The sequence below is a fragment of the Mycolicibacterium rutilum genome, from assembly GCF_900108565.1.
Lineage (GTDB): Bacteria > Actinomycetota > Actinomycetes > Mycobacteriales > Mycobacteriaceae > Mycobacterium > Mycobacterium rutilum.
Genome location: NZ_LT629971.1, coordinates 4,418,563 through 4,441,324 on the forward strand (window position 1 = coordinate 4,418,563; position 22,762 = coordinate 4,441,324).

Annotated in this window: 26 protein-coding genes and 1 other annotated feature; of the genes, 5 read left to right on the plus strand and 21 right to left on the minus strand. The window is 69.3% G+C overall.

What is annotated here, in order from left to right:
- Positions 1-46: 46 nt before the first annotated feature.
- The 3 genes from BLW81_RS21500 to BLW81_RS21510 form a co-directional block, all read right to left on the minus strand.
- Positions 47-451: a DUF2752 domain-containing protein gene (locus tag BLW81_RS21500; RefSeq protein WP_083408928.1), complete on the minus strand. Its 405-nt coding sequence runs from the start codon at positions 449-451 to the stop codon at positions 47-49.
- Positions 441-848, minus strand: coding sequence for a TM2 domain-containing protein (locus BLW81_RS21505; RefSeq protein WP_083410723.1), 408 nt, complete (start codon positions 846-848; stop codon positions 441-443). The genes BLW81_RS21500 and BLW81_RS21505 overlap by 11 nt, the downstream gene beginning before the upstream one ends.
- Positions 849-1,046: 198 nt before the next feature.
- Positions 1,047-1,937 (minus strand): HNH endonuclease signature motif containing protein, encoded by an 891-nt coding sequence (locus BLW81_RS21510; RefSeq protein ID WP_235632054.1) that lies wholly within the window; start codon positions 1,935-1,937, stop codon positions 1,047-1,049.
- Positions 1,938-1,992: 55 nt separating this feature from the next.
- Here BLW81_RS21510 and BLW81_RS21515 point away from each other — a divergent pair.
- Positions 1,993-3,233 (plus strand): IS3 family transposase gene (locus BLW81_RS21515; RefSeq protein WP_407662279.1). Its coding sequence is split into 2 segments (ribosomal slippage): positions 1,993-2,275 and positions 2,275-3,233, totalling 1,242 coding nucleotides; the frame shifts between segments, so codons are not numbered across the junction.
- Positions 2,268-2,385 (plus strand) — a sequence feature (AL1L pseudoknot). (Overlaps the previous gene by 118 nt.)
- On the opposite strand, the gene BLW81_RS21520 is transcribed toward BLW81_RS21515, so the two are convergent.
- The 8 genes from BLW81_RS21520 to BLW81_RS21555 all read right to left on the minus strand — a co-directional run bounded on the left by BLW81_RS21520 (position 3,189) and on the right by BLW81_RS21555 (position 12,302).
- Entirely contained in the window at positions 3,189-3,794 is a 606-nt protein-coding gene (locus tag BLW81_RS21520) for a DUF222 domain-containing protein (protein WP_083408930.1), read from the minus strand. The two genes, BLW81_RS21515 and BLW81_RS21520, sit on opposite strands and share 45 nt — an antisense overlap.
- 74 nt (positions 3,795-3,868) lie before the next feature.
- Positions 3,869-6,568 (minus strand): prolipoprotein diacylglyceryl transferase, encoded by a 2,700-nt coding sequence (gene lgt, locus BLW81_RS21525; RefSeq protein ID WP_083408931.1) that lies wholly within the window; start codon positions 6,566-6,568, stop codon positions 3,869-3,871.
- The gene (gene trpA / locus BLW81_RS21530; RefSeq protein ID WP_083408932.1) at positions 6,565-7,353 is read right to left on the minus strand and encodes a tryptophan synthase subunit alpha; all 789 of its coding nucleotides are present in this window, start codon (positions 7,351-7,353) and stop codon (positions 6,565-6,567) included. Before trpA ends, lgt begins: the two co-directional genes overlap by 4 nt.
- Positions 7,350-8,609, minus strand: a complete 1,260-nt coding sequence (trpB, locus tag BLW81_RS21535; protein WP_083408933.1) for a tryptophan synthase subunit beta — start codon at positions 8,607-8,609, stop codon at positions 7,350-7,352. Before trpB ends, trpA begins: the two co-directional genes overlap by 4 nt.
- A 3-nt stretch (positions 8,610-8,612) precedes the next feature.
- A complete protein-coding gene (gene trpC, locus BLW81_RS21540) occupies positions 8,613-9,431 on the minus strand; it encodes an indole-3-glycerol phosphate synthase TrpC (RefSeq protein ID WP_083408934.1) in 819 nt (272 codons plus the stop codon).
- Between the two features lie 77 nt (positions 9,432-9,508).
- Positions 9,509-10,105: a TIGR02234 family membrane protein gene (locus BLW81_RS21545; RefSeq protein WP_083408935.1), complete on the minus strand. Its 597-nt coding sequence runs from the start codon at positions 10,103-10,105 to the stop codon at positions 9,509-9,511.
- Positions 10,102-11,631, minus strand: coding sequence for an anthranilate synthase component I (locus BLW81_RS21550; RefSeq protein WP_083408936.1), 1,530 nt, complete (start codon positions 11,629-11,631; stop codon positions 10,102-10,104). Before BLW81_RS21550 ends, BLW81_RS21545 begins: the two co-directional genes overlap by 4 nt.
- Positions 11,601-12,302: a phytanoyl-CoA dioxygenase family protein gene (locus BLW81_RS21555; protein WP_083408937.1), complete on the minus strand. Its 702-nt coding sequence runs from the start codon at positions 12,300-12,302 to the stop codon at positions 11,601-11,603. The genes BLW81_RS21550 and BLW81_RS21555 overlap by 31 nt, the downstream gene beginning before the upstream one ends.
- 135 nt (positions 12,303-12,437) lie before the next feature.
- Here BLW81_RS21555 and BLW81_RS21560 point away from each other — a divergent pair, with 135 nt between their 5' ends.
- Positions 12,438-12,896: a peroxiredoxin gene (locus BLW81_RS21560; protein ID WP_083408938.1), complete on the plus strand. Its 459-nt coding sequence runs from the start codon at positions 12,438-12,440 to the stop codon at positions 12,894-12,896.
- The gene (locus tag BLW81_RS21565) at positions 12,893-13,693 is read left to right on the plus strand and encodes an ABC transporter ATP-binding protein (RefSeq protein ID WP_083408939.1); all 801 of its coding nucleotides are present in this window, start codon (positions 12,893-12,895) and stop codon (positions 13,691-13,693) included. Before BLW81_RS21560 ends, BLW81_RS21565 begins: the two co-directional genes overlap by 4 nt.
- Before the next feature lie 3 nt (positions 13,694-13,696).
- Here the strand turns inward: BLW81_RS21565 and hisI are convergent, their stop codons facing one another.
- Genes hisI through hisD form a run of 8 tightly spaced genes read right to left on the minus strand, consistent with a single transcriptional unit; the run spans position 13,697 to position 20,128 of the window.
- Positions 13,697-14,044, minus strand: a complete 348-nt coding sequence (hisI, locus tag BLW81_RS21570; RefSeq protein WP_083408940.1) for a phosphoribosyl-AMP cyclohydrolase — start codon at positions 14,042-14,044, stop codon at positions 13,697-13,699.
- Entirely contained in the window at positions 14,041-14,823 is a 783-nt protein-coding gene (hisF, locus tag BLW81_RS21575; protein WP_083408941.1) for an imidazole glycerol phosphate synthase subunit HisF, read from the minus strand. The genes hisI and hisF overlap by 4 nt, the downstream gene beginning before the upstream one ends.
- A complete protein-coding gene (locus BLW81_RS21580; protein ID WP_083408942.1) occupies positions 14,823-15,638 on the minus strand; it encodes an inositol monophosphatase family protein in 816 nt (271 codons plus the stop codon). Before BLW81_RS21580 ends, hisF begins: the two co-directional genes overlap by 1 nt.
- Entirely contained in the window at positions 15,639-16,421 is a 783-nt protein-coding gene (gene priA / locus BLW81_RS21585) for a bifunctional 1-(5-phosphoribosyl)-5-((5-phosphoribosylamino)methylideneamino)imidazole-4-carboxamide isomerase/phosphoribosylanthranilate isomerase PriA (RefSeq protein WP_407662280.1), read from the minus strand.
- Positions 16,418-17,038, minus strand: coding sequence for an imidazole glycerol phosphate synthase subunit HisH (hisH, locus tag BLW81_RS21590; RefSeq protein ID WP_083408943.1), 621 nt, complete (start codon positions 17,036-17,038; stop codon positions 16,418-16,420). Before hisH ends, priA begins: the two co-directional genes overlap by 4 nt.
- The gene (hisB, locus tag BLW81_RS21595) at positions 17,035-17,649 is read right to left on the minus strand and encodes an imidazoleglycerol-phosphate dehydratase HisB (protein ID WP_083408944.1); all 615 of its coding nucleotides are present in this window, start codon (positions 17,647-17,649) and stop codon (positions 17,035-17,037) included. Before hisB ends, hisH begins: the two co-directional genes overlap by 4 nt.
- Entirely contained in the window at positions 17,646-18,776 is a 1,131-nt protein-coding gene (locus tag BLW81_RS21600) for a histidinol-phosphate transaminase (RefSeq protein ID WP_083408945.1), read from the minus strand. Before BLW81_RS21600 ends, hisB begins: the two co-directional genes overlap by 4 nt.
- The gene (gene hisD / locus BLW81_RS21605; RefSeq protein ID WP_173839657.1) at positions 18,773-20,128 is read right to left on the minus strand and encodes a histidinol dehydrogenase; all 1,356 of its coding nucleotides are present in this window, start codon (positions 20,126-20,128) and stop codon (positions 18,773-18,775) included. The genes BLW81_RS21600 and hisD overlap by 4 nt, the downstream gene beginning before the upstream one ends.
- Before the next feature lie 36 nt (positions 20,129-20,164).
- Here hisD and BLW81_RS21610 point away from each other — a divergent pair, with 36 nt between their 5' ends.
- Positions 20,165-20,575, plus strand: a complete 411-nt coding sequence (locus BLW81_RS21610) for a nitroreductase family deazaflavin-dependent oxidoreductase (RefSeq protein ID WP_083408946.1) — start codon at positions 20,165-20,167, stop codon at positions 20,573-20,575.
- Between the two features lies 1 nt (position 20,576).
- Here BLW81_RS21610 and BLW81_RS21615 read toward each other — a convergent pair whose 3' ends face one another.
- Positions 20,577-21,602, minus strand: coding sequence for a zinc-dependent alcohol dehydrogenase (locus tag BLW81_RS21615; protein ID WP_083408947.1), 1,026 nt, complete (start codon positions 21,600-21,602; stop codon positions 20,577-20,579).
- Between the two features lie 67 nt (positions 21,603-21,669).
- On the opposite strand from BLW81_RS21615, the gene BLW81_RS21620 reads away from it, so the two are divergent.
- Positions 21,670-22,251, plus strand: a complete 582-nt coding sequence (locus BLW81_RS21620) for a TetR/AcrR family transcriptional regulator (protein WP_083408948.1) — start codon at positions 21,670-21,672, stop codon at positions 22,249-22,251.
- Here the strand turns inward: BLW81_RS21620 and BLW81_RS21625 are convergent.
- Positions 22,232-22,717, minus strand: coding sequence for a hypothetical protein (locus BLW81_RS21625; protein ID WP_083408949.1), 486 nt, complete (start codon positions 22,715-22,717; stop codon positions 22,232-22,234). The two genes, BLW81_RS21620 and BLW81_RS21625, sit on opposite strands and share 20 nt — an antisense overlap.
- Positions 22,718-22,762: the final 45 nt, after the last annotated feature.

The following is a 22,762-nucleotide window of genomic DNA, read 5'->3' on the forward strand; positions in this document are numbered from 1 at the left end:
GGGACTGCACCGGCCCGTCGCCCAGTGTATCAGCGAGGTTGCTGGATCACCCGTCGAGAACCGTCGGGGCCAGCGGGAATCCGGGCAGGTTACGAACGATCGTCCACGTGGCGACCGAGACGAAAATCACGACGATTGTCACGGTGTTCATCGCCGGTTTGCCCTGCCGGGACCTCAGGAACAGCCAGGCCAGTAGGACAGGCAGGCCGATGAGGACGAAGGCATTGTCGACGAAAGCCGCGGCGAGGTCACCGTGCAGCAGATCGTGCGTCATCCGGAGGCCGCCGCAGCCCGGGCAGTAGAGCCCGGTGAGGGCGTGGAACGGACACGGCGGGAAGACGAAGCCGGGACCGTGCGGGTCGCCGATGCCGATGTAAGCCAGGGCACCAGCCAGTACCGCGCCCGCCCCGAGCGCCGGGTACAGGCGTTTGGTGGTGGTGCTAGGTGCCATCGCGCAGGGGCCGGCCCTGCGGGTCGCGAACCCGGTCGGTCAGCATCAGGATGGCGTCGATGATGCCCCAGATGATGGCGCCGACGCCGCACGTGAGCACTCCGACGACAAGCTGGGCGACGCCGAGTCCCGTGTAGCCGAGGTAGATGCGGCCGATGCCGACGATGCCGAACAGGCCGATCAGTTGCAGGAGCCCTGCGATGATCTTCGACTTCTCCGAGTAAGGCTCCCCCGTCATCGGGTGCCGGCCATACGGGGCGGTCGGGTCGCCGTAGGCCGAGGGGTAGCCGGTGGGCGGCGGAGGGTACTGCCCAGGTGGCGGCGGGTATGGCGGCTGCTGTGGCGGCGGCGGAGGCGTGCTGCCGTACTCGCTGCCACCGAACTGCGGCTCAGTCATGATGCCCAGCATGCCAGACGGGTGTGCTCGCGGTAAGTAAGGAAAACCCGCCTTTTCGCATGCGGACATGACGATGCGCCCGCGAGCTCCGAATCCCGCTGCGGGCCATCGTCTATCAGGTGGTGGGGATTTCTGTGGTGCTGGGCTCAGCGCGTTCGTAGCCTCAACTGAGGCACCGGGTTTCGTAGGCCGGCGTTGTCAGAAGGGTGGTGGTTCGTCGTTTCTGGCGAGTCGTTCGGCGATGAGTAGGTCTGTGCGGGTGATGCGTGCGGTGTTGTGTTGGCGTTCCAGGGCGATGCGGTAGGTCTTGTCTTCGGTGCGGGTGCGGCGGCGTCTGGGCATCATCGCGCCCCGGTGATCGTTGGGCGCTGCGCTTGGTGTGGTCAGGTCGATGACGCCGGTGGGTTGGGCCAGCGCGGCGAAGAACTCAGCCCCGGCCGGTGTGGTCGTGTACATCTTCCCGCTGGGGGCGCGCCAGATCACGGTGCCATCGGGCAGTTGCAGGTCGCCCCACCCGGTGCGTCCGGTCCAAAACGTCTTCAACAGATGGTGAAACACGCACAGCAGCTTGAGGTTTGACGGATGGGTGGGCCCCATCGGGTAAGCGACCGTGTGGTCGATCTGACACGCCGACGCCGGGACGTCACACCCGGGGAACCGGCACGCCAAATCGCGGCACCGAATGAACCGGGCCAACGCCGCCGAGGGCCGGCAACCGGCCTCCGCACACGGCTCAGGCAACGTGAGCGGGCGCAGTTGGGCGGTGGCGGCGCGCTCGCGCAGCACCGCCGCCGGGATCGCCCCGTACCCCGGCAGATACCCGGGGTTATTGTTCGAGCCCTCCAGGGTGGCCTGCTCGGCGATCACATTGATCACCACCTGCGCCGCCGGCGCCACCGACCCACTATTCGGACAATCGGAGGCACCACAACCGCACACCAACCGCAGCTGGCCTTGCGAGATGGCCACCATCGCGTCCACCCGGCGCTGCTCGGCGGTGCGTGGATCCTCACGACAGACGGTGGCGGCGATCTCGTCGATGCGGGTATCGAAGGCGACGCCTTCGTCGAAGGCCAGCCGCGCCCACACCCCGACCTGAACTACCCCAGGTTTTCTTCCGATCTCTATAGGAGGATTGGAAGTTATGCCCCGTCAGTATTCGCCCGAGTTTCGGGTGCGTGCGTTGCGTTTGGTGGACACCACAATGGAGTCTGCGGAAGTGTCTGAGTTCGAGGCGATCAAGTCTGTTGCGAGCAAACTCGGGGTTGCCGAGGAGTCGGTGCGTCGGTGGCGGCGTAAGTCGCAGATCGATGCCGGCGAACGCCCTGGCGTGACGACCTCCGAGCACGCTGAGATTCGCCGCCTCAAGCGCGAGGTCGCCGAATTACGAAGAGCGAACGAGATTTTGAAGTCTGCGTCAGCGTTTTTCGCAGCGGAACTCGACCGCCCAGGAACGAAATGATCGCCTACATCGATGCGCATCGCGATCAGTTCGGGGTCGAGTTCATCTGCCGTGTTCTGCGGGCAGCTATCCCTGGGTTTTTCACCTCCCGCGGTTACCGCGACGCCAAGACCCGCCCCCGCTGCGACCGCGCTCTGCGCGATGAGCTGCTGATCGCCGAGCTGGCCACCGTGCACCGGGCGAACTACTCGGTCTACGGCGTCAAGAAAATGCAGCACGCCATGATCCGGCGTGGCTGGTCGATCGGACGCGAACAAACCCGCAGGTTAATGCACTTGGCTGGCCTGCGCGGTGTGCGGCGCGGCAAACCGGTATTCACCACAATCACCGACCCCGCCGCGGCCCGACCGGCCGATCTGGTCAACCGGCAGTTCGCCACCAGCGCACCCAATCGGCTCTGGGTCGCCGACATCACCTACGTGCGGACCTGGCAGGGGTTCTGCTACACCGCGTTCGTCACCGATGCCTGCACTAAACGGATCGTCGGGTGGGCGGTGTCGCCCACGATGAGCACCGAAGACTTACCTCTTCAGGCGTTCAATCATGCTGTTTGGCAACAGAACTCAGATCTTTCTGAGTTGATCCATCATTCCGACCGCGGATCGCAATACCTATCGCTGACCTATACCGAGCGGCTACTTGAGCTCGACATCGCGCCATCGGTGGGATCTCGCGGAGATAGCTATGACAACGCCCTGGCCGAAGCAGTCAACGCCGCCTACAAAACAGAACTGATCTACCGCGGCCGGCGCTGGCGCGGCGTCGACGACGTCGAACTGGCAACCGCTCAATGGGTGGCCTGGTACAACCAGGAACGCCTGCACGAAGCCCTCGGCTACCTCACCCCAGCCGAGTACGAGACCGCCCTCACCGCGGACTCACACCATGCGAGCCAGCCAGCCCCGGCCCTCGCAACCGCATAGGAAGAAAACCTGGGGTAGTTCAACCATCCCGCCGCCCATCGGCGCAACGTGCACATAGCGGTCATCGCGTTCCGGTGTGGGTTCACGCACCCCGGCCGGGTCGAACTTTTCGACCCACATGTCGATGCGCTCACCAAGTTTGGGCCCCGACAGGTTCATCCACTTCGGGGCCCGGCGGGCGAACTCGGCGTCCAGGCGGGCCAGCAGCTCAGGGTCTTCGACGTTGCTGCTGCGATTGACCAGCGCGATCACCATCCGGTAGTCGATGTCCCCGGCGGCGAACACCTCCCCGACGTTGGGCAGGCGCTCGCGCAGGTCGATCGCCACATCCAGCCGGCTCGCCGCCCGCCCACGGCTGATATTGAGTGCCGCCGAGATCTCGGCGACCACGTTGGCATGCCCGTCAACCGCCCACGTCAGTCGCTCGTCCTCGTCCTCGGGCGCCCGACGGGCATAGAGCTCACCAATGGCGCGCATCTCTTGACCGCACGCCGCGTTCTGCGCACGCGACGCCGCAGCGATGGCCTCCACCACCGCCACATCATCCGCCTGCTCGAACATGTGTTCGATATTACCCGCGGGGTCGGACGTTGGGGCGAAGAAAAACTTCGCCTGTGGATAACTCGAGATTCGTTCTAGCGATTACGTCGGGCGCGCAGCCAGCGACGAACGCGACCACCAGACTCGGCGGTGGATTGTGCAGCGGGAGTTACGGTTTCGGAGGTGTCAGCGCCTGTCTGATCAACAGCTGACTCGCGAGCCCCCGACTCGTCGGCTGGGGCGTCGTCTGCCTCCTCGCCCTCGACAGCGCCCAGATCGGCTTCGGCTTCGTCTGCGTCGCCGGCCTCGGCTTCGTTGGCAGCTTCGGCTTCCTCGGCCAGCTCGGCGGCCTCGGCTTCGCCTCCTACGGCGGCGTCGTGGGCCTCGGACGCACCGGCCAAGGCGTCGGAGGCTTCCTCACCCTCGACCGCGCCCAACCCGGCTTCGGCCTCTGCGGCTTCGCCGGCTTCGGCGAACTCCTCAGCCTCCGCGATCTCCTCGGCAGGCGCCGCGGCCACCTCATCGGCCAGTTCTTCAGCCTCCGCGACAGCCTCGGGCGTCTCATCGCCGGAGCTGGCCTCCTCAGCCACCTCGGCGGCCTCGGCTTCGCCTTCTACGGCGGCGTCGTGGGCCTCGGACGCATCGGCCAAGGCTTCGGACGCTTCCTCACCCTCGACGGCGCCAAGCCCAGCTTCGGCATCCGCGGCGTCACCGGCATCGGCGAACTCCTCAGCCTCCGCGATTTCCTCGGGCGTTTCCTCGTCGGTACTGGCCTCCTCAGCCACCTCGGTGGCTTCAGCTTCGCCGTCGACGGCAGCGTCGTGGGCCTCAGATGCGTCGGCCAAGGCGTCGGAGGCTTCCTCACCCTCGACAGCGCCAAGCCCAGCCTCCGCCTCTGCGGGTTCGTCGGCGGCGCTGGCTTCCTCGGCCAGCTCGGCGGCCTCAGCTTCGCCGTCGACGGCAGCGTCGTGGGCCTCAGATGCGTCGGCCAAGGCGTCGGAGGCTTCCTCACCCTCGACAGCGCCAAGCCCAGCCTCGGCCTCTGCGGCTTCGCCGGCTTCGGCGAACTCCTCAGCCTCCGCGATCTCCTCGGCAGGCGCCGCGGCCACCTCATCGGCCAGTTCTTCAGCCTCGGCGACAGCCTCGGGCGTCTCCTCGGCGGCGCTGGCTTCCTCGGCCAGCTCGGCGGCCTCAGCTTCGCCCTCGACGGCAGCGTCGTGGGCCTCAGATGCGTCGGCCAAGGCGTCGGAGGCTTCCTCACCCTCAACAGCGCCAAGCCCGGCCTCCGCCTCTGCGGGTTCCTCGGCGGCGCTGGCTTCTTCGGCCAGCTCGGCGGCTTCAGCTTCGCCCTCAACAGCCGCGTCGTGGGCCTCAGATGCGTCGGCCAAGGCGTCGGAGGCTTCCTCACCCTCAACAGCGCCAAGGCCGGCCTCCGCCTCTGCGGGTTCCTCACCGGAGCTGGCTTCCTCGGCCAGCTCGGCGGCCTCCGCCTCGCCCTCAACAGCCGCGTCGTGCGCTTCAGCCGCATCCGCCAAGGCGTCGGACGCTTCCTCACCCTCAACGGCGCCGAGCCCAGCTTCGGCATCCGCGGCTTCACCGGCTTCGGCGAACTCCTCAGCCTCCAGGATTTCCTCGGCAGGTGCGACGGCCACGTCGTCGGCGAGTTCCTCTGCCTCCGCGACGGCTTCCGCGGTGTCGGACGTGGCTTCGGGGTCGTCGCCCTCCAGCGCGAACTCCTCGGCTTCCTCCAGATCGTCGGCGGGCACACCGGCGACGTCGGCGCCGAAGTCTTCGGCCGCGATCTCTCGAGTCGCCTCGTCCTCGGCGGCCTTGAGATCCTCTTCCTCATCGGCCGCAGCAGCTTTCGCCGCGGCCACAACACCCGCAGTAGCGCCGACAGCCGCGAGTTCTTCGGTCAGGTCCTCGGCGCGATCGTCGCCCTGGAGTGTGGCCGGGTCTTCACGACCCTTCGGCGCGACCATGATGTACACCACGGCGCCGATGAACACGAATGTCGACGTGAACGAGTTGATCCGGACGCCGTCGATCAACGTGGCGTCGTCGACCCGCAGCAGTTCGATCCAGAACCGGCCCAGGCAGTAACCCGCCACATACATCGCGAACAGCCGGCCGTGGCCGAACTTGAAGCGCCGGTCGACGTAGATGAGCACCGCGAAAACCAGCAGGTTCCACAGCAGTTCGTAGAGGAACGTCGGATGGACGAGGTGCACCACCTCGCCGGTCGACACACCGTTGAGGTTGTCGAGCGCACCCGAGGCGTCGCGCCGCTCATAGATCTCCAGCGCCCACGGCAGCGTCGTCGGGGCGCCCCACAGCTCCTGGTTGAAGTAGTTGCCGATGCGCCCGATCGCCTGCGCCAGCACGATTCCCGGCGCGATCGCGTCCCCGAACGCGGGCAGCGGTATCCCCCGCCGCCGACAGGCGATCCATGCGCCGACGCCACCGAGCGCGACCGCTCCCCAGATTCCGAGACCGCCGTCCCAGATCCGGAAGACCCCGGCCAGCCCGGCTCCGTTCTCGCCGAAGTACCGCCACCAATCGGTCATCACGTGGTACAGCCGGCCACCGATCAGACCGAACGGCACCGCCCACAACGCGATGTCGTAGATGACGCCCCGCTCACCGCCACGCGCCTCCCACCGGCGGTCGCCGATGACGAGTGCCGCGATGATGCCGACGATGATGAACAACGCGTACGCCCGCAGCGGAACCGGCCCGATGTGCCAGACGCCCTGCGCGGGGCTGGGGATCGCCGCCAAGAAGGTCGTCGTCACGCAGAGATCCTCTGCCGAACTCCGTCAGCGAGTTCCGCGGTCAGCGCCGCGACCGCGTCGAGGCCGGTCTGCAGCGCCGACACCAAAGCCGAACCCACGATGACCCCGTCGGCGTACGCGCCGATCTGCGCGGCCTGTTCGGCCGACCTGACGCCCAGGCCCACGCCGACCGGGATGTCCGAGACCTCTTTGACCCGTCGCACCAATTCCGGTGCCGCGTTGGACACCGCATCGCGCGCGCCAGTGACTCCCATCGTCGAGGCGGCGTAGACGAAGCCGCGCGACGCGTTGACCGTCATCGCCAGCCGCTCCGGCGTCGACGACGGCGCCACCAGGAAGATCCGGTCCAGATCGTGCGTCTCCGATGCTGCCATCCACTCGTCGGCCTCTTCGGGGATCAGGTCCGGCGTGATCAGGCCGAGGCCGCCGGCCGCCGCCAGGTCCCGCGCGAAAGCGTCGATGCCCCACTTCAGTACGGGATTCCAGTACGTCATCACGACGGCGCGTCCGCCCGCGTTGCTGATCGCCTCGACCGCTGCCAGCGCGTCCCGCACCCGCACACCACCGCGCAACGCGACATCCGTCGCCGCCGCGATGACCGGGCCGTCCATGCCGGGGTCGGAATACGCGATCCCGACTTCCACGACGTCGCAACCGTTTTCGACGAGGGTGGTCATCGCGGAGATGGAAGTCGGCACGTCCGGGAAGCCGGTCGGCAGGTAGCCGATGAACGTGGAGCGTTCTTCGGCACGGCAGGCGTCGAACATCGGTCCCAACCGGCTCACGGCGCACCGTCCAGCAACCCGAACCATTTCGCGGCGGTTTCGACGTCCTTGTCCCCGCGGCCCGACAGGTTCACCAACACGATCGAACCGCGGCCGAGCTCGCGACCCAGCTTCAGTGCGCCCGCGAGGCCGTGCGCGGATTCGATCGCCGGGATGATCCCCTCGGTGCGGCAGAGCAACGAGAACGCGTCCATCGCCTCGCTGTCGGTGATGGGACGGTACTCCGCGCGACCGGTGTCCTTGAGGAACGCGTGCTCGGGACCGACGCCCGGATAATCCAAACCCGCTGAGATCGAATGCGATTCGATGGTCTGGCCGTCGTCGTCCTGCAGCAGGTAGGAGAACGAACCCTGGAACGCCCCGGGTGAACCACCCGTGAAAGTCGCTGCGTGCCGGCCGGTTTCGACCCCGTCACCGGCGGCCTCGTATCCGACGAGCCGCACGTTGGGATCGTCGATGAAAGCGTGGAAGATCCCGATCGCGTTCGACCCGCCGCCGATGCACGCGGTCACCGCGTCGGGCAACCGCCCCGCCTGCGCCAGGATCTGCGCGCGCGCCTCCAGCCCGATCACGCGTTGGAAATCGCGCACCATCGTCGGGAACGGATGCGGTCCGGCGGCGGTGCCGAAGCAGTAGTAGGTGTTGTCGGCGTTGGTGACCCAGTCGCGGAACGCCTCGTTGATGGCGTCCTTGAGCGTCTTCGATCCGGCCTCGACCGAGACGACCGTCGCGCCCAGCAGTCGCATCCGCGCCACGTTGAGCGCCTGGCGCGCGGTGTCCACAGCGCCCATGTAGATGACGCACTCGAGCCCCAGCAGCGCGCACGCCGTCGCGGTCGCCACACCGTGCTGTCCGGCGCCGGTCTCGGCGATCACCCGGGTCTTGCCCATCTGCCGCGCCAGCAGCGCCTGGCCCAGGACGTTGTTGATCTTGTGGGATCCGGTGTGGTTGAGATCTTCTCGCTTCAGGAAGATCCGGGCTTCCCCGGCGTGCTCCGACAGCCGCTCGGCCTCGTACAGCGGCGAGGGGCGGCCGCTGTAGTGCTGCTGCAGCCGGTCCAGTTCGTCGAGGAACGTCTGATCGCCGCGGGCCTTCTCGTACGCCGAGGTGACCTCCTCGATCACCGCCATCAGCGCCTCGGCGACCAGGCGGCCGCCGTAGACACCGAAGTGGCCGCGCTCGTCGGGGTCATGCGGGGTCGGCTCGGCCACGGCCGCACTGGAACGGGGCAGTTCAGGCCCGGCGTTGTCGGCCACGGCTCACCGCGAGGGCTTGGGGCACGACGGATGCGTGCCTGCGGTGACGAGATCGGCGACGGCGGTGCGGGGATCACCGCTGGTGACCAGTCCCTCGCCGACGAGTACCGCGTCGGCACCGGCGCCGGCGTAGGCGAGCAGGTCTGCCGTCCCCCGCACACCGGACTCCGCCACGCGGATGACGCCGGACGGCAGGCCCGGCGCGATCCGCGCGAAGCAGTCCCGGTCGACGCTGAGGGTCTTCAGATCGCGGGCGTTGACGCCGATCACGGTGGCACCGGCGGACAGCGCCCGGTCGGCCTCCTCCTCGGTGTGCACCTCGACGAGCGCGGTCATGCCCAGCGACTCGGTGCGCTCCAGCAGCGATTCGAGCACCGGCTGCTCCAGCGCCGCGACGATCAACAGCAGCATGTCTGCGCCGTGGGCACGCGCCTCGTGGATCTGGTACGGCCGCACGATGAAATCCTTGCGCAGCACCGGGATTGACACCGCGGCGCGCACGGCGTCGAGGTCGGCGAGCGAGCCGTTGAACCGGCGCTGTTCGGTCAGCACGCTGATCACCCGCGCGCCGCCGCTCTCGTAGGCGCGGGCCAGATCCGCGGGGTCGGCGATGGCGGCCAGTTCACCGCGCGACGGGCTGGCGCGCTTGACTTCGGCGATCACCGCGATGCCCGGTGCACGCAGCGCCGCCATCACGTCCAGCGGCGGCGGTGCGTCCTTGGCCTTGGCCTTGATCTCGGCGAGCGGGATGAGCTCTTCGCGGGCAGCGACGTCGGCACGAACTCCCTCGATGATCGAGTCGAGCACGGTTGCCGAACTCATGAGTGCCGCTTTCCTTCCCCCGACATGACCGGACGATCTTCAACCACGAAGGGTAGTCGCCACCACAGCATCGGCGATCACCGGCCCTTGTTGTCTGGATCGGTCGGATCCCGGGTCGGATCGGAGCCCTCGTCGAGGGCGTCCCAGATGGCCCGCTCGGACATCGCCTCGGCCGGATCGTCCTGGCGCGCGGCGGTGCTGCGGCGGCTGTACCGGGCGGCGCCGGACGGGTCGCTGCGGGCCGCCCGCACCATCAGCACCGCGCAGGCCAGCGTGAGCACCGCGGCGACGACGGTGATCACCGCGCCGGCGTAGTGACGTTGGGTGCCGACGATGTCGGCGACCGGGGCTTCGGCGAGGTGCGACGCCCGCACCGCGACGTCGTCGATCACCCACAGGCTGACGGCCAAGTACCCGGTCCCGGCGCTGGTCAGGGCGACCAGCACGGCCAGCGCCCGCAGCGGCCAGCCGCGCACCGCGAGCGCCGCGACCGCCGCGGCCAGCAGCAGAACTGCGAGCGGGACCAGCGCCGTCGACCACGTGCCACCGGACAGCGCGACCGTCTTGGGCTGGCCCAGACCGTCGAACGACGTCACGTCGACCCACGTCAGCCTCGACGCGCCCCACAGCGCCGCGGCGGCGAGCACGAGTCCCAGCTGCGCGGCCCTGATCATGGCTCGGTCAGGGTCTCGGCCGCGGCGATGGCGTTGAGCACCGCGCGCGCCTTGTTGGACGCCTCGGTGTACTCGTAGGGGCCGTTCGAATCGGCGACGACGCCGCCGCCGGCCTGCACGTAGGCGGTGCCGTTGCGCATCAGCGCGGTGCGGATGGCGATCGCGAAGTCGGCGTTGCCGGCGAAGTCGAGATAGCCCAGCACACCGCCGTAGAGCCCGCGACGGGTCTTCTCGACCTCCTCGATCAACTCCATCGCGCGCACCTTCGGCGCACCGGAGAGCGTGCCCGCCGGGAAGCATGCGGTCACCGCGTCGAGCGCGGTCCTGCCCTCGGCCAGCAAGCCGGTGACCGTCGACACGAGATGCATGACGTGGCTGTAGCGCTCGATGTGGCTGTAGTCCTCGACGCGCACCGTGCCGGGCTGGCAGACCCGGCCGAGATCGTTGCGGCCGAGGTCGACCAGCATCAGGTGTTCGGCGCGTTCCTTCTCGTCGCTCTGCAGCTCCTTCTCGAGCAGCAGGTCTTCCTCCTCGGTCGCGCCGCGCCACCGGGTGCCCGCGATCGGGTGCGTGGTGGCCCGACCGTCCTTGACGGTCACCAGCGCCTCGGGGCTGGAGCCGACGATCGAGAAGTCCAGACCGCCGGCGGCGTCGGGCACGTTGAGCAGATACATGTACGGGCTGGGGTTGGACACCCGCAGCATCCGGTACACGTCGAGCGGGTCGGCGCTGGTGTCCATCTCGAAGCGCTGCGAGGGCACCACCTGGAACGCCTCGCCGGCTTCGATGTCGCGTACGAGTTTCTCGACGATCGCGCCGTACTCCTCGACCGTGCGCTGCGCCCGGTGGGTGGGTTCGGGTCGGCTGAACGTCGCGACCGTCGACGGCAGGTGCTCGCCGAGCGCGGCGGTCATCACGTCGAGGCGGGCCACGGCGTCGTCGTAGGCCCAGTCGACCCGTTCGTCGGTGCCGTTCCAGTTGACCGCGTTGGCGATCAGCGTGATCGTGCCCTCGTGGTGGTCGACGGCGGCGATGTCGGTGGCCAGCAGCAGCAGCATGTCCGGCAGGTGCAGGTCGTCGACGGCCAGCGTCGGCAGTTTCTCCAGCCGGCGCACCATGTCGTAGGCGAAGAAGCCGACCAGCCCGCTCGACAGCGGCGGCAGGCCCGGCACGGGTTCGGTCTTGAGCAGTTCCAGCGTCGCGCGCAGCGCCTGCAGCGGGTCTCCGCCGCTGGGCGCGTCCTGGGGCGTCGTCCCCAGCCACCCCGCCTCGCCGTCACGCACGGTCAACGCCGACGGGGCGCCGGCGCCGATGAACGACCAGCGCGACCACGACCGGCCGTTCTCGGCGGACTCGAGCAGGAACGTTCCGGGCCGGTTGGCCGCCAGCTTGCGGTACGCCGACAACGGGGTCTCGCTGTCGGCGAGCACCTTGCGGGTCACCGGCACCACGCGGTGGCCTGCGGCCAGCGCGCGGAAGTCCTCACGCGAGGTGGTTATCGCCAGCGGGTTGGCGGTTGTCTGCACCCGTCAAGTGTCCCAGACGCGGTCAGCATCACCGGCGACTGCGCCATGAACCGCGGTGTGCTGCCCCGATGCTCGTCGGCTGCGTGCGCGGTGAACGGGTGCAGCAGATACATGTCGCCCGGCGCGCCGGTGGCGTAGATCACCGGACGCGACGCGCTCGCCTCGTCGACGAGGCGGCCCATCTCGGCGAGTTCGACCGGTTCGGGCCCCAGCACCTGGGCGACATCGCGGTGCGATCCGACCCTGATGCGGGTCGGCGCGTCGTCGGGACCGACCTCGGAGAGCAGCGTGAGCAGCAGGACGGTGTGTGGGCGTCCGGTCACCGCCCAGGAACCGTCGGGCAGCGGGGTGTTGGCGTCGATGTGCCAGCCGCGGTCCTCGGCGGGCCGCGACACCGGGAAGCGCACCGGGATGTTGCCGAGCGATCCCCGCGGCGTCCAGCCGCCGACACCGCAGATCTGATCCAGTGCCGCAGCGAGTTTCGGGCTGCGGACCAGCTCACCGAACGGGCCTTCGCCGGTCATGTCGGCCGCCCAGCGCACCGGCTCGGTCCAGGACTCGGGCGCGTCGGGTGAGAGCCCTAGCTGGCGCCACAGCACCGCCCGCGCCGCGTCGGCCACCGCACGCGGCGCCGCCTGTTCGATCTTGAGGTATCCGTCGGTCGCGAACATCGTCACGAGGTTCGCATGCAGGCGACCATCGGCACCAACGGTTTTCCGTCCTCGAAACCGACGCAATGGTCGATCTGGCGGCCTTGAACCAACCAAAACGTCGGTCTGGGCGTGCGCGGCGTAGCGTGGTCGATCATGAAGCAGGGTGACAGCGTTGCCGATTTCCAGCTGCCGGACCAGACGGGTGCGGTCCGCTCGCTCACCGAGTTGCTCGCCGACGGGCCGATCGTGTTGTTCTTCTACCCGGCGGCGATGACGCCGGGCTGCACGAAGGAAGCCTGCCACTTCCGGGATCTGGCTTCCGAATTCGCGGCCGTCGGCGCCAGCCGGGTGGGCATCAGCACCGACGCGGTCGACAAGCAGGCCGAGTTCGCGACCAAACAGAACTTCGACTATCCACTGCTGTCGGACGCCGACGGGACGGTGGCCGCCCAGTTCGGCGTCAAGCGGGGTCTGCTGGGCAAGTTCATGCCGGTCAAACGGACCACGTTCGTGATCGACACGGATCGCACCGTGCTGGCGGTCATCGCCTCGGAGATCAACATGGACGGCCACGCGGATAAGGCACTCGAGGTGCTGCGGCAACGCGTATGACACCGGTTCTCGAACTCGCCGACGTGACGTTTCGCCGCGACGGCAAACAAATCATCGACGGCATCTCGTTGAGCGTGCACGCGGGTGAACACTGGACGCTGCTCGGCCCGAACGGCGCGGGCAAGAGCACGCTGCTCGGGTTCTGCGCCGCGGTGCAGTTCCCCAGCAGCGGTACGGTGCGCATCCTCGGCGAGCAGATGGGCCGGGTCGACCTGGCCCGACTGCGCCACTCGATCGGCCACGTCAACCCGCGGCACCGGCTGCAGTACTCGCTGACTGTCCGTGAGGTCGTGCTGACCGGCATCACGGCGACCATCGACATCCCGATGCGGTGGACGCCGAGCGCCGCGGAGATCGCGCGCGCCGAGGCGATGATCGACGCAGTGGGCTTGACGCACAAGGCGACTGATGGGTGGGCGACGCTGTCGCAGGGCGAGCGGGGACGGACGTTGATCGCGCGGGCACTGGTGGCCGAGCCGAAGCTGCTGTTGCTCGACGAACCGACGACGGGGCTCGACGTGGCCGCCCGCGAGCAGTTGCTGGAGACGCTGGACTCGCTCGACGAGACGCACCCCGACGTGGCCTCGATCCTGGTCACCCATCACCTCGAGGAACTGCCGACGACGACGACGCACGCCCTGCTGATCGCCGAGGGACGCACGGTCGCAGCGGGTCCGGCGCGGGAGACGGTGACCACCGACAACGTCAGCGCCGCGTTCGCCCACCCGGTTGTGGTCGGTTACGACGAGGGTCGATGGACCGCGCGCGCGAAAGCCACCCGCATCATCGACGTCTGACGTTCACTGCTCCGGAGCGAGCAACTGGTCGGCGTCGAAGCAGGTGTGGTCGCCGGTGTGGCAGGCGCCGTCGACCTGGTCGACCTCGAGCAGCACCGTGTCGCCGTCGCAGTCCAGCCGCACCGAGTGCACATACTGCGTGTGCCCGGAGGTCTCGCCCTTGACCCAGTGCTGCTGGCGGGACCGCGAAAAGTACGTCGCCCGACGGGTTTCCAGGGTGCGGGCGAGCGCGATGTCGTCCATCCACGCGACCATCAGCACCTGACCGGTGCCGCGTTCCTGCACGACGGCGGTGATCAGCCCGTTGCCGTCGCGCTTGAGCCGCGACGCGATCGACGCATCAAGTGTCATCGGACGGTGATCCCTTCGGCCGCCATCGCCGCCTTCACCTGACCGATCGTCAGTTCGCGGAAGTGGAACACGCTGGCGGCCAGCACCGCGTCCGCACCCGCGCCGACCGCGGGCGCGAAATGCTCGGGCGCACCCGCACCACCGCTGGCGATCACCGGGACGTTCACCGCGCCGCGCACCGCCTTGATCATCGGCAGGTCGAAACCGGCCTTGGTGCCGTCGAAATCCATCGAGTTCAGCAGGATCTCACCGACACCGAGTTCGGCTCCGCGGGTGGCCCATTCGACCGCGTCGATACCGGTCCCCCGCCGCCCGCCGTGCGTGGTGACCTCCCATCCCGACGCCGTGGGCTCCTGGTCCTGGGGCACCGTGCGCGCGTCCACCGACAGCACGATGCACTGCGAGCCGAACTGCCGCGACAACTCGGCCAGCAGTTCCGGGCGCGCGATCGCGGCGGTGTTGACCGCCACCTTGTCGGCGCCGGCGCGCAGCAGCACGTCGACGTCAGCCACCGACCGCACCCCACCGCCGACGGTCAACGGGATGAACACCTGCTCGGCGGTCCGCTTGACCACCTCGAGCATCGTGGCCCGGCCCGATGACGACGCGGTGACGTCCAGAAACGTCAACTCGTCGGCGCCCTCGGCGTCGTAGGCGGCGGCCAACTCCACGGGATCGCCTGCGTCGCGCAGGTTTTCAAAGTTGACGCCCTTGACCACCCGGCCGTCGTCGACGTCCAGGCAGGGAATGATCCGCACCGCCAGGTCTTTCGGGTTCATCAGAAGTCCCGGGGGTCGCCGACCGCGCGCAGCAGATCGAGCAGCTGTTCGTGGGTGCCGGGCACCCCGGCGAGCGCCGACGGCGACCGGACGGTCCAGTCGTTGCCCATCAGATCCGTCACCACACCGCCGGCAGCGCGGATCAGCGCCACCCCGGCGGCGTGATCCCACACGTGCCCGCCGAAACTGATTGCTCCGCCGAGGATTCCGGCCGCCGTGTAGGCGAGGTCGATGCCGGTGGCGCCGTGCATGCGCATCCGCGAGCACTGCCTGCTCAGGCTCTCGATCACCGCGAGGCGGTAGCGGCCCGGCACCTTGCCGCGGGAGTCGACGTTGAACGTGCTGACCCCGACGATCGACTCCGACAGGTCCGCGCGCGTCACCCCGGGTTGTTCGACGCCGTTGCTGCGCAGCGGTCCCCCGACGACCGCGGTGAACCGCTCGCCGGTGAACGGCACCCACGTCAGCCCGGCCACGGGTTCGCCGTTGCGCACCAGGCCCAACAGGATCGCCGCCATCGGGGAACCCGCGGCGTAGTTGAACGTGCCGTCGATCGGGTCGAGCACCCACACCAGCGGCGACTCGAGGTCCTCGCCCCCGAACTCCTCCCCGTGCACGCCGATACCGGTGCTGCGGGTCAGCGCCTCGACCACCTGGCGTTCGATCGCCAGGTCCACCTCGGTCGCGAAGTCGTTGCCCTTCTTCTGCACGGCGCTGTCCGCGCGGTGGCCCTCGATGAAGGGGGTGGATGCGGTCTCGAGGATCTGGGCGGCCTCGGCGACCAACGCGTCGAGGTCGGCGGTGTCCAGCGCCATCTACCGCTCCACCGCGGCGAGCGCCTCGGGAAGCGTGAAGCGCCCCGCGTACAGCGCCTTTCCGACGATCGCGCCCTCCACGCCGCGGTCGGTCAGGGTCGCGATGGCCCGCAGGTCGTCGAGGCTGGACACCCCGCCGGAGGCGATCACCGGCGCGTCGGTGCGGTCGGTGACCTTTGCGAGCAGGTCCAGGTTGGGCCCGTTGAGCGTGCCGTCCTTGGTGACGTCGGTGACGACGAAGCGCGAACACCCCTCGCGGTCAAGCCGATCCAGCACGTCCCACAGGTCGCCGCCGTCGGTCTCCCAGCCGCGGCCGCGCAGCCGGTGCTCGCCGTCGGAGATCTTGACGTCCAGGCCGACCGCGACCTTGTCGCCGTGTTCGGCGACCACTTTGGCGCACCACTGCGGGTTCTCCAGCGCCGCGGTGCCCAGGTTCACCCGGGCGCAGCCGGTGGCCAGCGCCGCCGACAGCGAGTCGTCATCGCGGATGCCGCCGGACAATTCGACTGCGACGTCGAGCTTGCCGACCACCTCGGCCAGCAGTTCGCGGTTGCTGCCCCGGCCGAACGCGGCGTCGAGGTCGACGAGGTGGATCCACTCCGCCCCGTCGCGCTGCCAGGTCAGCGCCGCGTCGAGTGCGGAGCCGTACTCGGTTTCGCTGCCCGCCTGTCCCTGCACGAGGCGCACGGCGCGGCCGTCGACCACGTCGACGGCGGGAAGAAGAATCAGTCGTTGCGGCACTGTGGTGGTCTCCTCTTCGCGCGAGCGCTCATCGGTGGTCAACCTAATGCCTTCACCCAGTTTGCGAGTAATGCGGCACCGGCATCGCCGCTCTTCTCGGGGTGGAACTGCGTCGCCGACAGGGGCCCGTCCTCGACGGCGGCGAGGAACGGCACGTGGTGGGTGGCCCAGGTGAGCTTGGCGGCCGGATCGCCTTCCCACTGCTGGGCGGCGTAGGAGTGCACGAAGTAGAAGCGGGTGCCCGCCTCCATCCCGGCGAACAGCGTGCTGCCCTGCGGGCTGTCGACGACGTTCCATCCCATGTGCGGGATCACCGGCGCGTCGAGTCGCACCACCGAGCCGGGCCACTGGCCGCAGCCGGTGGTCTCCACCCCGAATTCGACGCCGCGCGAGAACAGGATCTGCATGCCCACGCAGACGCCGAGCACGGGCCGGCCCGCGGCCACCCGGTCGGCGATCAGCTTGGCCCCGTCGATCTTGCGCAGCCCGGTCATGCAGGCTTCGAATGCGCCGACCCCGGGCACCACCAGGCCGTCGGCGTTCATCGCCGCGTCCGCGTCGGCGGTCACCTCGACGTCGACGCCGACGCGTTCCAGTGCCCGCTGCGCGGAGCGCAGATTGCCCGAACCGTAATCCAGGATGACGACTTTGTTTGTCACAGTGTGCCTTTGGTCGAGGGCACGCCGGTGACGCGCGGGTCGTATTCGACAGCCTGGCGCAGCGCGCGGGCCACCGCCTTGTACTGGGCCTCGGTGATGTGGTGCGGGTCGCGACCGTAGATCGTGCGCACGTGCAGCGCGATCCGGGCGTTGAGCGCGAGCGACTCGAACACGTGCCGGTTGACGACGGTGTGGTACGGCGCCTGCGAACCGGCGATCGTGAAGTGGAGCATGTGATCCGGCTCGCCGGTGTGCACGCAGTACGGCCGGCCCGACACGTCGACCGCCGCGTGGGTGAGCGTCTCGTCCATCGGGATCCACGCGTCGCCGAACCGCCGGATGCCCTTCTTGTCACCGAGCGCCTGACCGAGCGCCTGGCCCAGCACGATCGCGGTGTCCTCGATCGTGTGGTGTCCCTCGATCTCGATGTCGCCCTTGGCGCGCACGGTCAGGTCGAAGCTCGCGTGGCTGCCCAGCGAGGTCAGCATGTGGTCGAAGAACGGCACGCCCGTGTCGATGTGCACCTGGCCGGTGCCGTCGAGGTTCAGTTCGACGACGATGTCGCTTTCCTTGGTCTTGCGCTCGATCGTCGCCCGACGAGGCTCGTTCACGTTGCTCCTAGTGTCGAAAGTTCGGTTGCGGCCAGGCGCGCGCTGGCCGCCAGCAGCGCGTCGTTCTCCTCGGCCAGGCCGGTGGTGGCGCGCAGATAGCCGGGCAGCCCGACGTCGCGGATGAGGATGCCCTCGTCGAGGTAGCGCTGCCAGCTGGCGGCGGCGTCGGCGAACTCGCCGAACAGCACGAAGTTGGCGTCGCTCGGGATGACCCGGAACCCCATGTCCGACAGCGCCTTCGTCACCCGCTCGCGCTCGGCGATCAGGGTTGCCACGCTGCCGAGGGTGTCGTCGGCGTGGCGCAGCGCCGCGCGGGCGGCGGCCTGGGTGACCGATGACAGGTGGTACGGCAGGCGGACCAGCAGCATGGCGTCGATCACGGCCGGCGCGGCGATCAGGTACCCCAGCCGGCCGCCGGCGAACGCGAACGCCTTGCTCATGGTGCGGGTCACCACCAACCGGGTGGGGAACTCCTCGATCAGCCGCACCGCGCTCGGCTGCGAGGAGAACTCGCCGTACGCCTCGTCGACGATCATCACGCCGGTGCTCATCGCCTCCAGCAGGCGGCGCAGATCCTCGAGCGGAACACTCTGTCCCGACGGGTTGTTCGGGCTGGCGACGAAGACGATGTCGGGGGTGTGCTCGCCGATGGCCGCTGCGGCCACCTCCACGTCGAGGGCGAAGTCGTCGCCGCGGTTGGCCACCAGCCACCGGGTCTGGGTGCCGTCGGAGATGATCGGGTGCATCGAGTACGACGGCACGAAACCGATCGCGCTGCGCCCGGGCCCGCCGAACGCCTGCAGCAGCTGCTGCAGGATCTCGTTGGAACCGTTCGCCGCCCAGAGGTTTTCGACGGTGACGGGATTGCCGGTCTGCGCGGCGAGGTAGCGCGCCAGGTCGGTCCGCAGCGCCACCGCGTCGCGGTCCGGGTAGCGGTGCAGGTCACCGGCGGCCGCGGCCACCGACGCGGTCACGTCGTCGATCAGCGCCTTGGTCGGCGGGTGCGGGTTCTCGTTGGTGTTCAACCGCACCGGCACGTCCAACTGCGGTGCGCCGTAAGGCGATTTGCCGCGCAGGTCGGTCCGCAGCGGCAGATCCTCGAGCGTCACCTGGTCTCCGAGGCTCACCTTTCGAACCTCCGCCGGACCGCCTCGCCGTGGGCGGGCAGGTTCTCGGCTTCGGCGAGCGTGATGACGTACCCGGAGACGTCTTTGAGCGCCGCCTCGTCGTAGTCGATGACGTGGATGCCGCGCAGGAACGTCTGCACCGACAATCCGCTCGAGTGCCGGGCGCAGCCTGCCGTCGGCAGCACGTGGTTGGAGCCCGCGCAGTAGTCGCCCAGGCTGACCGGTGCATACGGGCCGACGAAGATCGCGCCCGCGGACCGGATCCGGCCGGCGACCTCGCGCGCGTCGACCGTCTGGATCTCCAGATGCTCGGCGGCGTACGCGTTGACGGTCCGGATCCCGGCGTCGAGGTCGTCGACCAGCACGGTCGCCGACTGCCGTCCGCCCAGCGCCGCATTGACCCGTTCGTGGTGCACGGTGGTCGCCAGCTGGTTCTGCAATTCGCGGTCGGTCGCGTCGGCGAGGTCCACGCTGGGGGTGACCAGCACGCTGGCCGCCATCTCGTCGTGTTCGGCCTGGCTGATCAGATCGGCGGCGACGTGCACCGGGTCGGCGGTGTGGTCGGCGAGGATCGCGATCTCGGTCGGGCCCGCCTCCGCGTCGATGCCGACCTGCGAGCGGCAGATGCGCTTGGCGGCGGTGACATAGATGTTGCCGGGGCCGGTGATCATGTCGACCGGCGCGAGCTCGGTGCCGTTGGTATCGGTGCCGCCGTACGCGAGCAGCGCCACGGACTGCGCGCCGCCGACCGCCCACACCTCCTCGACGCCGAGCAGTGCCGCCGCGGCCAGGATCGCGGGGTGCGGCAGGCCGGTGAACGGCTCGGGGTTGCCGGCCTGCGGCGGGCTGGCGATCACCAGCGAGTCCACGCCTGCGGTCTGCGCGGGCACCACGTTCATCACCACGCTCGACGGGTAGACGGCGTTGCCGCCGGGCACGTAGAGGCCGACCCGCTCGACCGGCACCCAGCGCTCGGTGACGGTCGCGCCGGGGCCCAGCGTGGTGGTGGTGTCGGTGCGGCGCTGATCGGCGTGCACGGCGCGGGCGCGGTCGATCGCGACCTCCAGCGCGGCCCGCACGTCGGCGGGCAGTGCGGCCAGCGCGGCCGCGAGCCGGTCGGCCGGCACCCTGACCTGCGCGGGACGCACGCCGTCGAACGATTCGGTGTACTCCAGGGCGGCCTGCGCGCCGCGCTCGGCGACGGCGTCGACGATCGGGCGCACCCGCGGCAGCACCGCGTCGACGTCGACACCGCCCCTGGGCAGCGCGGCCCGCAACTGCGCCGCACTCAGCGAGCGGTTGCGCAAGTCGATGCGGGCGATCGGCCCCGGCGATACATTCACGCTGTCCATTCTCCCAGAGCAGACCAAATCGGTTATGGAGGCGTCATGCGAGCCAGCGAGCACCCCAACAACGCTCCCGGCGTGCCCATGGTGTTCCCGCCGTGGTTCGAGAATCTGCAGGTCAAATACCTCAACAAGATGGTCCGCCCGTTGGCGAAGGTGATGCCGGGGCTGTCGACGGTCATTCATCGCGGCCGCAAATCCGGCAAGCAGTACGAGACGATCGTCACTGCCTATCGCGACGGCGATACCGTCGCCGTGGCGCTCGGCCACGGCAAGACCGACTGGGTGAGGAACGTGCTGGCCGCCGGCGAGGCCGACCTGCGGCTCGGCCGGCGCGAGCTGCACCTGGTCAATCCCCGGATCGTGCCGGCAGGCGGCGACGGCACCGGGCTGCCGCGGATGGCCCGGATGCAGGTCGGCCGGATGGCGATCTTCGTCGCCGACGTCGCCTGAGCTACGCGCGGGTGAACACCGTCTTGCCGGTCATCGCCGGCCACGCCGACGGCGCCTCTTCCCACGGCACCACCCTTTCGACGACCGACGAAATAGCCTGTCCCGCAAGTAGATCAAGTACGTCCGGCAGTGCCGCGCGGGCGTTGACGCGTCCGGTGACCAGGCGGACGCCCCGGGTGTACATGGACAGCATCGGCAGGGAAACCGCCCCCTCGGCGTAGATGCCGGTGTCGGTGCACACCCCGTCCGGCCAGGTGACGCGCAGCGTGGCGGCCAGCACCGCGGGGTCCGCGGTGGTGTGCACAGTCACCGGGTACGGCTTCGCCGACTTGTCGGGCTTGTCCCGGTCGTGCACGGTCGCGCCGAGCTTCTCGGCGACCGCGAGGCGGTTCGGGTCGGTGTCGACGTAGTCGACGGGCACGCCCAGCGCCACCGCCGTCGCCGCTGCATACAGGCCGATGGACAGCCGGCCCAGCACCAGGACGCGCCGGTCGCCGGGCGGCAGCGCCTCGAGTTCGCGGCGGTAGGGACCGACGCCGCGCCAGCCGTCCGGCACGTTGTCCGACATCGACGCCACGGCTACCGGGTCGGCGCCGTCGGGCACCGCCACCAGCATCGCGTCGGCGTAGGGCACCAGCACGAGGTCGGCCATGAAACCGCCGCCGTCGAAGCCGGCCAACGGCGCCATCCCGTACATCGCCATCAGCGGGAGCGAAGCGCAGGACCCGGTCACTCCGCGCACGCACGCTGCGCAGTGCCCGCAACTGATCTGAAACGGCACGACGACGCGATCACCGACGGACACGGCCCGCACGTCGTCGCCGATTGCGACCACTTCGGCGACTCCCTCGTGGCCGACCGCGTGCCACGACGGCATCGGCAACCGGCCCTGCGCCACCGCCACGTCGAGATCGCAGCACGCCACCGCCAGCGGCCGCACGATCGCCTGCTTGGGGTCGCTGAGTTCCGGGTCGGGCGCCTCGCGCCAGGCGTAGCTTCCCGCGGCTTCGAACATGAGCTGCTGCATCGCGGCGGCACCCTTCTTTAGTGGTCGCTCAACTATTCTTGAGTGACCTTTCTAGTAAAGTCAAGGGATGCCTCGCCCCGACCGCAGCCGCAGCGCACTCGTCGATACCGCGGCCGTGCTGTTCCGCAGGCAGGGCTACGCCGCGACCGGGGTCAACCAGATCCTCGAGGACGCCGGGGTCAAGGCCGGATCGCTGTATCACCACTTCCCCGACGGCAAACAGCAGCTGGCGGCCGCGGTGGTCGAGCGCGTGGGCTCCGACATCGAGCGGCGGCTGCGCGAGGTGCTGGCCACCGAACTGCCGGTGACCGACATCGTCGACGGCTGGATCGACCTGATGGCCGCGGGTCTGGCCGACGATCAGCGCGACGGCTGCCCGATCGAGCCGATCGCCACGGAGTCGGTCAACGCCAGCGCCGAGGTCCGGACGGCCTCGGCCGCGGTGTTCGACAGCTGGCGACGGGCGATCACCGACCGGTTGCGCGCCGACGGCTGGCCGCAGGCCGATGCGGACCGGACCGGGCTCGCGCTGATCGCGTTGGTCGAGGGCGCGCTGCTGTTGTCGCGCATCGCCGGGGACTCCGCCGCGCTGGACGCGGCCAAGACGGCCGCGCGCACGCTGCTGGCGCCTACTTACACAGCTCGGTGATCGTCGTGTTGGCCGCATCGGCGTCGGTCAGCCGTTTCGCTTGCGCCGGTTCGTCGTTGGGCACCCCGGCCGTAGCGTTCGCGCCGATGTCCATCAGGTTGTTGGCGAATTCGCGAACCTTGTCGGCGAGCTGAGCCGGCGTCGCCGGATCGATGCGCTCCAGCAGGTACTGGCCGCCGTCGTACAGCGAGATCCTGGCATTGGCCGCGACGGCCTGCGCGCCGGTGACGTCCTGCGGACCGCCCGCCGGGGCCAGGTTGGTGTTGATCGAGATGCCGCGGCGCACGACGTCGGCCGCACCGCAGACCCGGCCCTTGGCGTCGGCGATCTGCGTCGGGTCGTACTCGGTCTTGCTGAACTCCGTCTTGTACAGCGTCCACCCGGCCACACCCAGCGCCACCACGGCGATGATCAGCGAGATGATGGTCAGCAAACTGAAGCGGCGCGGCTCGTCGTCGTCGTACACGCAAGCGATCGTAGCGGCCCGGCGCCGACGCGAACGGTAGCGGCG

Coding starts and splice junctions, on each gene's coding strand:
- BLW81_RS21500 (WP_083408928.1), bottom strand. CDS start 451: ATGGCACCTAGCACCACCACCAAACGCCTGTACCCGGCGCTCGGGGCG.
- BLW81_RS21505 (WP_083410723.1), bottom strand. CDS start 848: ATGACTGAGCCGCAGTTCGGTGGCAGCGAGTACGGCAGCACGCCTCCG.
- BLW81_RS21520 (WP_083408930.1), bottom strand. CDS start 3,794: ATGTTCGAGCAGGCGGATGATGTGGCGGTGGTGGAGGCCATCGCTGCG.
- trpC (WP_083408934.1), bottom strand. CDS start 9,431: ATGAGTTCGGCAACCGTGCTCGACTCGATCATCGAGGGAGTTCGTGCC.
- BLW81_RS21545 (WP_083408935.1), bottom strand. CDS start 10,105: ATGATCAGGGCCGCGCAGCTGGGACTCGTGCTCGCCGCCGCGGCGCTG.
- BLW81_RS21555 (WP_083408937.1), bottom strand. CDS start 12,302: ATGTTCGCGACCGACGGATACCTCAAGATCGAACAGGCGGCGCCGCGT.
- BLW81_RS21560 (WP_083408938.1), top strand. CDS start 12,438: ATGAAGCAGGGTGACAGCGTTGCCGATTTCCAGCTGCCGGACCAGACG.
- BLW81_RS21565 (WP_083408939.1), top strand. CDS start 12,893: ATGACACCGGTTCTCGAACTCGCCGACGTGACGTTTCGCCGCGACGGC.
- hisI (WP_083408940.1), bottom strand. CDS start 14,044: ATGACACTTGATGCGTCGATCGCGTCGCGGCTCAAGCGCGACGGCAAC.
- hisF (WP_083408941.1), bottom strand. CDS start 14,823: ATGAACCCGAAAGACCTGGCGGTGCGGATCATTCCCTGCCTGGACGTC.
- BLW81_RS21580 (WP_083408942.1), bottom strand. CDS start 15,638: ATGGCGCTGGACACCGCCGACCTCGACGCGTTGGTCGCCGAGGCCGCC.
- hisD (WP_173839657.1), bottom strand. CDS start 20,128: ATGGACAGCGTGAATGTATCGCCGGGGCCGATCGCCCGCATCGACTTG.
- BLW81_RS21610 (WP_083408946.1), top strand. CDS start 20,165: ATGCGAGCCAGCGAGCACCCCAACAACGCTCCCGGCGTGCCCATGGTG.
- BLW81_RS21615 (WP_083408947.1), bottom strand. CDS start 21,602: ATGCAGCAGCTCATGTTCGAAGCCGCGGGAAGCTACGCCTGGCGCGAG.
- BLW81_RS21620 (WP_083408948.1), top strand. CDS start 21,670: ATGCCTCGCCCCGACCGCAGCCGCAGCGCACTCGTCGATACCGCGGCC.